We start from the raw sequence: 9,981 nt of genomic DNA, 5'->3' as shown, positions 1-9,981 counted from the left end.
ACCAACGGCTGGACAATGCCTGCAGGCGGGCATCGGACTATGGGGCCTATAATTACAGCATGGTGGAGCGGATACTGAAAAAAGGGTGGGACACCCTGGAGGACGACCCGGAGGATACCTCCGAGGTCCCGGACCACGATAACATCAGGGGAGGAAACTATTATAAATGACAAACATTAAAACAGACAACATGAACACAAAGACATTGGAACAGATGAAACAGCTCAGGCTCCACGGGATGCTCAGGGCCTTTGACACCAGCCTCTCGCCCGAGAGCATGGACTATACCAACGATGAACTGGTGGCCTATCTGGTACAGTCCGAATGGGACGATAGGCACAACCGCAAGATCGAGCGCCTGACAAAGGCCGCAAGGTTCAGGTACGGTGCCGTTATGGAGGCCATCGATTACGGCCCTGGAAGGAACATCGACAGGAACAGGATACAGCGCTACGCCTCCTGTGGATTTATACGCAAGGGTGAAAATATGCTCATTACCGGGAGCACCGGGGTCGGCAAGAGCTATCTGGCCTCCGCCATCGGGCACCAGGCCTGCTCAATGGGGCACAGGACCATGTACTTCAACACGGCCAAACTCTTTACCTTGCTCAAAACCTCAAAGGCGGACGGGTCCTATCTAAAATTCATTGGAAAACTTGAAAAACAGGACCTGCTCATACTGGATGACTTTGGCCTAAAACCATTGGACAACATCAACAGGCACTCTTTGATGGAGATCATAGAGGACAGGCACGGCAAAAGGTCCACCATTATAGCCTCACAACTGCCCGTGGAGGCATGGCACGATGTCATCGGTGAAAAAACGATCGCCGACGCCATCCTTGACCGGCTGGTGCACTCGGCTCACAGGGTGGACATAAAAGGGGAATCAATGAGAAAAAAAATTAAAAATAAACGTTAACTTCAGCACCAAAATGAGTCGATCTCGTGCACTTGATTTGCACTGCTCACTTTCATCCGCCGCAGGTGGTATACATTGACCGCCCTATCCACCCTCACAGATGAAGGCGAAAGTGAAATGATTCTGCCGATTTCGGCAAATGAATACCTAGAATTCTTTCTCAGAAGACCAATTATTCGGTTATCTATTCCATCAACCATCTTTTCAACATATTTTTTGTCAAAATAACGCATATTCAATTAAATATACCTGTTTTCTCCAATTTTTCAATTTTTAAACCATTTTACAACCCACTAGCTTAGCCGTTCAATTTCTGGAACATGGATTTATTTTCACTTATTACTTTGACCATAGGTATTTTTGCAGGGTTTTATGTTCAAAGTGCCATGGGATTTGCAGGTTCTCTCATTGCACTTCCCATCTTATTATTGAAGTTTCAATTACCGGAGGCCATTGCCTACATTTCCCTATTCTATGTATTTTCAAGTATTTTCCTAATTTACAGGGAATGGGTTTTCATTGATAAAAAAACAATCCTTGACCTTTCCATAACATCAATTGTAGGGGTTGTTTTAGGGGTTTTGGTCCTCTCATATTCCAAGCCATTCTTTTTAAAAAAAATGCTTGGTGCCTTTATACTCGCATACGTGTTGTATTCCCTTCTAGGTAAGCGAGAATCGAATCTGGGGAATACCAGTATTTTAGGTCTTGGTATTTTGGCAGGTTTTTTCTCTGGGATATTCTCCACTGGGGGACCATTGTATATCATCTGCGTGGAGAATAGGATCAAGGAAATCAATACCATAAGGGCCACGATGATTGGCATTTTAGGACTTGTTACCCTTACCAGAATACCAACCTTGGCCTTAAATGGCATTTTAAATTTTGAGCAATGTAAATACGCCGCGATTATTTTTCCCATTTTCCTTTCCGCCCAGTTTTTGGGAAGAAAAACGTTCAAAAAATCAGGAAAGGCCCATTATAAAAAGAGCATCCTGTTTTTGCTAATGGTTTCAGGACTTTCATTATTATTCTAGTATAAAGAACAAAATTCATGTCCTGTAAAAAAATGATGGAAGAAATCCATTAACAACTAACGGTAGGATTGGCAAAAATTTGAATCAACTATAACCCTATCGGGGTCTATGAAGGATTGAACCTAGAACGATTCGTCATCACTTTGATCTGAAACCGATTACAGTGAACAAAATTTGAAATTTCTCATACAACTTTTCCTTGAGGATTTTATATGCATTGGAAAGATGGCCTTCCACGGTTTTGATGGAAATGTTGAGATAATCTGAAATTTCCGCATTGGTCAAACCTTCCTTTTTGCTCAAGACCAATACTTGTTGACATTTCTTGGGCAACAAGTCAATCTCCCTATCCATCAATTCAATCTTTCTGGATAGGTTTTCTTGGTGATCCTGTTGTGAAAGGGTTTCCATGGTCTCCGAATAGGTCCTCTCGAAAAAATAGGTTTCCTTTCTGTACTTTTTTACATGATCCAGGAATTTATTCTTCAATGAAAGATAAAGCCACCCCCTAAGAACCGTTTTTGCATTCAAAGTTTCCCTTTTTTGCCATAGTCCAAAAAAAGCTTCTTGGACCAAATCCTTGGCCAACAATTCGTCCCTACATAAACTTTTGGCATAAAAAAAGAGTTCGTTGTAATAAAGCTCAACAACCTTCTCGAATTCCTTTCGACTGCCCTTTTGGATTGCGATTAAATCAATATTTTCCCCGATATCATTGGAATCCATTGCACCTATCTTCTAAGTCCGATCAATATTATCAATATTTTTTGATTAAAACCAAGGGTTTGTCAATTTCAGATCGTTTAACAAATAACATTTTGGTAATCCGCATTTAACGATAATGAAAAATAAACATATCAAAAAAATTATTTTCAATTTCTTTGAAAACCCTTCAAACCCGGATGAAATTGAGCAATTGGCCCAATGGGTCAAGGACAATCCTTCTTCCTTTAAGGAATCGGCCGAGCTTCACTATTTGATAACACGGTCCCTAGGTCAGGAAAATGCCGAACAGTACAAAAAGGAATTACTGTCAAAATTTGACCTTTTAGTCAGGTCCAAAAGAAAAAGAAGACAGGCTTGGTTGCGGTATGCTGCAATTTTTATCGGGCTTATCGGAATATCAACATTGCTTTTGTTAAGAAACAATAGCCCAAAGACCGTTGGCCAACAGGAAGTCACCATTGTCCTGGACAATGGTACGACCAAGGAACTATCGAACAAGGATGCCTCAATTGTCACGCGTTCAAACAATATCATTGCTGAACAGGATGGATCTAAGATTGTATACAAAAAAGTTAGCATTGAGAACGATGATTTGGGCGAACCCTTGGTATACAATACCCTCAACGTACCCTATGGGAAGAAATTCGAGATTGTGCTTTCCGATGGAACCCAGGTCTATCTCAATTCCGGTTCTTCCTTGACCTATCCCACGGCATTTTATGCTTCGGGACCAAGGGATGTGGAATTGACAGGGGAAGCATATTTCACCGTAGAATCCGATTCCTTGCGCCCTTTCAGGGTCAAAACAAGGGAGTTGGACACTAAAGTTTTGGGCACTCAATTTAACCTATCCAGCTATCCCGATGACGAAACCGTTCAAGTGGTCTTGGTGGAAGGCAGTCTCTCGGTCAAAAGGAGCAATGGTTTCGAAGCATCACATCTCCTTTTAAAACCGAACCAAATGGCATTCTATTCCAATGGTCATAAAGAACTTCAACTGACCGATGTGGATGTCAGCAGGTACATTGCCTGGAAGGAAGGCATCCTGTATTTCAAAAACGAAGATTTCATCCACATTACCAAAAAATTGGAGAGGCACTACAATGTGGCCATCGAAATAAGGGGGGACCTTCTTAAAAGTGAACGGTACACGGGTCGCTTCAAAACGGAAACTATTGAAGAGGTCCTACAAGGATTCCAAAGAATCAAGGATTTTGCCTATAAGATAACCAACGATAAAATAATACTAACTCAGAAAAACAACTAACGCCTATGAACTAAACCTAAAAAAGAACCAGGAATTGCGGGAACAATCCCTGGTTTTCAAACAATTCAAAAACTGAATGACCAATTTTTAAACCATATCAAAAGTATGAAAAACACACTATGCAAAAGCTATTTTAGTGCTAAAATAGATTTGAAAATGAAAATTTCCGCCCTGTTTTTATTGGTTGCACTGTTCCAACTCAATGCCAATAATTCATATTCTCAAAAATTCGTTTCGATGAAAATGGAAAATGCATCCATAGCATCCGTTTTCGAAAAAATTGAGGAGAGTACCGATTACAATATCCTATACAAAAATTCCACATTGGATTTGAACAAAAGGATTTCGGTGGATGTGGAAAAAGTTAAAATCGATGTCCTGATGGACATTATCCTTGCCGAAAGCAATATTTCTTATGAAATCAGGAGAAAGTTGATCGTCCTTGTAGAAAAGGAAAATGAACCGGAAAAGATCAGCACCCAATCAGAAAAGGCATCGAAGCCAAATTTCATTAACATCACAGGAACCGTTACTGATGAGAACAACTCCCCCCTACCTGGGGTCAGTATTGTCATTAAGGGGACAATAAAGGGGGTCTCCTCCGATTTCGATGGAAACTATGCCATCGATGCCTCCCAAGGAGACATTTTGGTATACTCCTATATTGGTTACCAAACCAAGGAAATAACCGTAGGGAACAATCCCGTCGTCAATGTGACCATGGTCCCCAGTGTCAGTAATTTGGATGAAGTTATCGTAACGGCCATTGGTACCAAGCAACTAAAGGATGAATCAGGTTCCACAAGTTCCACTATCCAATCCGAGAACATTGCCAAATCTGGGGAAGCCGGGGTTATCAATGCATTGGCAGGTAAGGCATCAGGGGTACGGATCGGCAAATCCAATGGTGACCCAGGGGCTGGATCTTCCATACAGATCCGCGGTGCGAACACCATTCAAGGTGCCAGTCAGCCTTTGATCATTTTGGATGGTATTCCCGTGAGCAATGACAATATTGGAGGCGTCACCCTCAGCCAACAATCGCGATTGGACGACATCAATCCAAAGGATATCGCCTCAGTTCAGATTTTGAAAGGTGCATCAGCTGCTGCCCTTTGGGGTTCCCGTGCTGCAAATGGGGTTATTGTGATTACTACAAAAAGTGGTCAATTGGGTCAAAAGCCAACCATACAATATACTTTTTCACAATCCTATGATTATATCAATGTAAGAACTCCTCTTCAGAACTCCTTTGGACAAGGACGTAATGGAGTTTTTAGTACTTCTTTTGCAGAATCCTGGGGCGACAAAATCACAGACCGCTCAGGTGAGCCCGATGACTTGGATACATCCGGAGCATCTTTTTTGTCAAGCACAACCGGCAATCGATATTATCCCGTAATTTCAAAAAACTCAAGAGAAACATTTACTGATAGTAATTATGACAAGGTTTTTCGTATTGGAACCTTTTCACAACACAATGTATCCGTAAATGGCGGAGGGCAAAGAGCCTCTTACTTTTTTAGTTATGAGAATTTGGATCAAAAAGGAATCATCAAAAATTATGATTACAAAAGACAAAATGTTAGGTTGAACACCAAGTTCCAAATGACAGATTGGTTGAGTTGGAACAATAGAGTATCCTTTACCAACACTAGATCGAATCGTATTGAACAGGCCGGGGAAACAACCAACGGTATCCTTTTAGGGCTTTTAAGGACCGCACCTGATTTTGATATTACAGACTATATCGGAACCTACACGGCATCCAACGGAGACATCATCACAAATCGACAAAGGTCCTATAGACGCCAATTGGGAGAATCTGAAAATCCCATTTACAACAATCCCTTATGGACTTTAAACGAACAAAAAGCACCCAATGATGTCAACCGTTTCATCATCAATCCCGAGTTGACCATTGACCCTGTCAATTGGCTAAAAGTCATTTTAAGGGGCGGTCTGGATTATTATACGGATGCAAGAAGTCAATTTTATCCAATCGGTTCGGCTAGTGGCCTTCGAAGTAGCGGGTATTGGAGTCAGACGGATATTAACAGCAAGGAGTTCAATTTAGATGGAATTATAGTTGCTACACATGACTTTAGCAATGATTTAGGGGTATCCGCCACGTTCGGTGTTAACTTCAATGATCGGAAAAGAGTTATCAATACAAATACAATAAGTCCTTTTGCCGTTGATTCAAGGTTACCCACACCAGATCTCAATCCAGATCAAGCGGCCAGTTCTTGGAATCGTAATCTTCAGCATATTCGCTCAAACCGTGGTTATGGTATTTTGGGAATAAATCTTTATGGTCAATTGTTTTTCAATTTTTCAGGAGCCTTGGAAGCCTCTTCAACCATAAAAGGGAGTTTTTTCTATCCTTCAGTAGACCTTGCCTGGCAGTTCAGTGATCTGGTCGGTTCCTCTGATTTCCTGAGTTTTGGAAAGCTTAGGGCAGCTTGGGGAAAGGTAGGGATTCAACCGGCTCCCTATAAATTCGAGACTTTGGCCACAACAGGATTTTCAAACTTCGGAGGAAGTTTTATGGTCGATTCGGAAAAAGGAAATCCAAATCTGAAACCAGAGATTAAGACAGAGTGGGAAGTTGGTACCGATTTACGGTTCTTTAAAGACCGAGTGGGATTAGGGTTTACCTATTATAGAAATGAAACCAAGGACATCCTCTTTGCCGTCAAAGCCAATCCGAGTTCCGGTTTCAACTTTAACTATAAGAACGCCGCGGTCATCGAGAACAAAGGTCTTGAAGTCGATCTTACTGGCAAGTTGATCGAAACCGATGACCTCAAACTTTCGATCAACACCAATTACAACAACAACGAAAATATGGTTGTGGATATTGCTGGAGCCGAAACCGTGGATATTGGAGGAACATCAAAAGCCGTCAAGGGATATCCGATGAGTTCCTTTTTCTTGCCAGGAACCCTAAGAAATGAGGACAATAGTTTGGCTTTGGATGCCAACGGTTTTCCACAATTGGATACGGAAAGCCGCGTACTCGGAGATCCAAATCCCGATTGGAGGGGAGGCATCGGCATGCAACTAAACTTTAAAGGTCTTGACTTCAGCTTCTTGTTCGAACATTCCCAAGGTGGCGATTTCATTAATAGAACACGAGTGGTATTATATGGGTTTGGCGTACACAAGGATGTAGCCCAGGAGGTTACCCTAACAGAGGACCTTGTCAATGTCAATGGAGATGTAATCCTAGCCGGAACCACGGTAAGGGGGAACATTGCCGACTTTGGTGGTGGGGATGTTCTATTGGATGAATCTTGGTATCGCGGTATCGGAGGTGGCCTTGGTTTCAACAAGACCAATGACCTGTTCATCGAGGATGCCACGTGGACCAAGCTCCGTAACGTGACCCTTGGGTATACATTTTCAGGCCTTAAGTTGAGTAAAAAACTGGCATTGGATTCGTTCCGGATATCGGTGACGGGACGGGATTTGATTCTATGGACCGGTATCAAGGATGTGGACCCAGAGACCAATAACTATGGTGTCAGCAATGCCTTCGGAATGAATTACTTCAACAATCCCGGAACACGTTCGATTTTGTTTAACCTTCAAGCCAATTTCTAAAACCTAATAATCATGAAATCAACATATATACAAATTCTTTTGATTTTCACGGCTTTCGTTTTTTTTGGTTGTGAAAAAATGGTCGAAGATCTCAACGAAAATCCGAACCAATTAACTTTAACAGATATTGACGCAGGTCTTTTCCTAAACGGCGCGGAGCTTTCAAACATCGGCATCCAATTGGGGGCCTATAGTAGAATGGCGGGTTATTGGTCCGGACAACTGACCGGTTTTGAACAAGTGGAACTGGAAAGATATCAATACAATGTCGCCAACAATACCTTTGATTGGGATGGCTACCAAAATGTTTTGACGCCAGTGCGGCAAATACAGGACAGAGCTGTGGACAACCCCCTATTATTGGGTATCTCCAAGGTAGTAGAAGCTCATTTGGTGGGTACTTATGCTTCCTTGTTCGGCGATATCCCATATTCTCAGGCATTGGGTGATATAGAAAACCCTGAATTCGATGACCAACTCTATGTTTTTGAACAGTTACAGATACTGTTGGACAGTGCCATCGCCGATTTAGAGGGTGCTGCCGGTTTTGGCGTTCTGGAGGATTACATCTTCCAAGGAGACCGCGACAAATGGCTCGAATCCGCATGGACCCTTAAAGCTCGTTACTTTATGCATACCAAAGCATATGGCGAAGCTTATAGTGCAGCCTTGAACGGGATTTCCACTAGTGATAACAACATGATGTTCAATCCCCTTGACGTTACGGGGCAAAACGCCACCAAAAACAAATACTACATTGTTTTGGCCGGTAGCCCGAACACAGGGACCGGGGACAGTTATTTGATGCAGCTATTGGACGATACCAGTGGAATCTCCCGAAACAATGCCAAGACCGATGAAACGGCCAGGCGCCAGTACTATGTCATCGACCAATCGGATGCGGACGGAAATCTGGGTGTAGCACAGGAACTTGAACCACAGCCAATGATCACATTTCAGGAGAATATGCTCATATTGGCGGAAGCGGGTGCCCGTACCCAAAGTTTCGAAATTGGTTTGGGACATTTGAACGAGTTGCGTGCCTATCTGAATACCGGAAGTTTCCTAAATGCGAATTTTTCCGCCGAACCCTATTTATATGAAGCCTATGTGGCCGGGGATTTCAATTCCGGTGGCATGGAAAATATAGACGGGACAGACCCGAATACTGCCTTGCTCAGGGAAATCATCGAAGAACGATATGTTTCTGGCTTTACCACCTATATGCCATTCGATGATGCGCGCAGACTCCGAAAGAATGATTCGGACGTAGCGGTGCCTTTTCCTTTGAACGTACCGACCAGTACACAAAACGTGGAGCGTATGTTGTATCCCCAGGACGAGGTCTTGTCAAATCCTGCGGCCCCGGCAGATCCTGGTTTATATGAACCTACCAAAGTCAATCAATAATTGAAAAATTAAGTCACCGAAAAATGCATAGGGATCTATTTTTTCAAGGAAAGATTGGGAAAAACATGCTCATTTGCCTTCTAGTTGCCACTGCACTTCTTCAAGTGCAGTGCGCTGGTGGCAAAAGCACATCGGACGGTTCGGACAAAAAGGCTTTGTCCGAAGGACGGAAAATATTCGAGGACAGCTGGCTGGAAACCGTCAAGGGCAACATCCCTTTGGTTATCAGTGCCCCACATGGGGGCACCATATCTCCTGAGGAGATCAAGGACAGGGATTGTGGCGCGAAGGTAATGGACAACAATACGGTCGAGCTCGCACTGGAAATAGAGAATGCGTTCAAGGTCCATGGCAAAAAACCATACCTGGTCATTGCCCGATTGGCAAGGAGTAAGATCGATTTTAACCGGGACCTGGAGGAGGCCACCTGTGGAAACCCACAAATGGAGTATACCTGGAGACAATATCACAAGCATATCGAGGAGGCCTTGGATGCGGCCATCAAAAAATACGGATATGCGATGTACATCGACCTTCACGGCCAAAGCCATAAAGTAAAACGTTTGGAGTTGGGGTACCTACTTAGGACACCTGCCCTCAAGGAACTAAGGGAAGGGGAAAGTTCCGAGTCTGAAATTGGCGGAAACACTTCGGTACGGAACCTATTAAAGGGTAACCCACAATTGGGACTCAACCAACTCTTGACCGGGGAAAACGCTTTCGGAACCCTTATGGAACGAGCCGGTTTCCCTGCGGTTCCAAGCCAAGGCGACCCCTATCCCAAGGAGGGCGAGCCCTACTTCAACGGAGGATATAACACTAGAAGATATACCGCTTACGACCACCCCAAAGTTTTCGGGATGCAGATAGAGGCCAATTTCCAAGGGGTCCGTGACAGTGAGGAGAACCGGAAAAACTTTTCCAAAGCCTTTGCGGAATCCATCACTACTTATTTGGACTTTGTGGAATCCTATATGGACTGAAACAAAATTCAGTGCCCGGGATTTTTC

Annotated in this window: 8 protein-coding genes; 6 read left to right on the top strand and 2 right to left on the bottom strand. The window is 43.3% G+C overall.

All coding sequences use genetic code 11. The annotated features are described in order from the left end of the window. Positions 1-190 precede the first annotated feature (190 nt). Positions 191-922 (top strand): IS21-like element helper ATPase IstB, encoded by a 732-nt coding sequence (gene istB, locus EO132_RS06085; RefSeq protein WP_127136804.1) that lies wholly within the window; start codon positions 191-193, stop codon positions 920-922. A 2-nt stretch (positions 923-924) separates the two neighbouring features. Here istB and EO132_RS06080 read toward each other — a convergent pair whose 3' ends face one another. Continuing rightward, complete coding sequence (locus tag EO132_RS06080) at positions 925-1,122, bottom strand: AsnC family protein (RefSeq protein WP_127137026.1); 198 nt, start codon at positions 1,120-1,122, stop codon at positions 925-927. 120 nt (positions 1,123-1,242) lie between these two features. On the opposite strand from EO132_RS06080, the gene EO132_RS06075 reads away from it, so the two are divergent. Further along, positions 1,243-1,959 (top strand): sulfite exporter TauE/SafE family protein, encoded by a 717-nt coding sequence (locus EO132_RS06075; protein WP_119647247.1) that lies wholly within the window; start codon positions 1,243-1,245, stop codon positions 1,957-1,959. Between the two features lie 138 nt (positions 1,960-2,097). Here the strand turns inward: EO132_RS06075 and EO132_RS06070 are convergent, their stop codons facing one another. Beyond that, entirely contained in the window at positions 2,098-2,685 is a 588-nt protein-coding gene (locus tag EO132_RS06070) for an RNA polymerase sigma factor (RefSeq protein WP_119647246.1), read from the bottom strand. Positions 2,686-2,800: 115 nt separating this feature from the next. Between EO132_RS06070 and EO132_RS06065 the strand changes: the two genes are divergently transcribed. The 4 genes from EO132_RS06065 (at position 2,801) to EO132_RS06050 (ending at position 9,954) form a co-directional block, all read left to right on the top strand. Continuing rightward, positions 2,801-3,952 (top strand): FecR family protein, encoded by a 1,152-nt coding sequence (locus EO132_RS06065; protein WP_119647245.1) that lies wholly within the window; start codon positions 2,801-2,803, stop codon positions 3,950-3,952. 105 nt (positions 3,953-4,057) lie between these two features. Further along, on the top strand, positions 4,058-7,561 hold the full coding sequence (locus EO132_RS06060) for a SusC/RagA family TonB-linked outer membrane protein (RefSeq protein WP_119647244.1): 3,504 nt from the start codon (positions 4,058-4,060) through the stop codon (positions 7,559-7,561). A 12-nt stretch (positions 7,562-7,573) separates the two neighbouring features. Beyond that, the gene (locus EO132_RS06055; RefSeq protein WP_119647243.1) at positions 7,574-8,971 is read left to right on the top strand and encodes a SusD/RagB family nutrient-binding outer membrane lipoprotein; all 1,398 of its coding nucleotides are present in this window, start codon (positions 7,574-7,576) and stop codon (positions 8,969-8,971) included. 65 nt (positions 8,972-9,036) lie between these two features. Further along, positions 9,037-9,954 (top strand): N-formylglutamate amidohydrolase, encoded by a 918-nt coding sequence (locus tag EO132_RS06050; RefSeq protein ID WP_127137025.1) that lies wholly within the window; start codon positions 9,037-9,039, stop codon positions 9,952-9,954. The last annotated feature ends 27 nt before the right edge of the window (positions 9,955-9,981 follow it).

Origin of the sequence: Flagellimonas oceanensis, assembly GCF_003992595.1 — a bacterium.
GTDB classification, from domain to species: domain Bacteria; phylum Bacteroidota; class Bacteroidia; order Flavobacteriales; family Flavobacteriaceae; genus Flagellimonas; species Flagellimonas oceanensis.
This window is presented reverse-complemented; position numbering and strand designations above follow the sequence as displayed.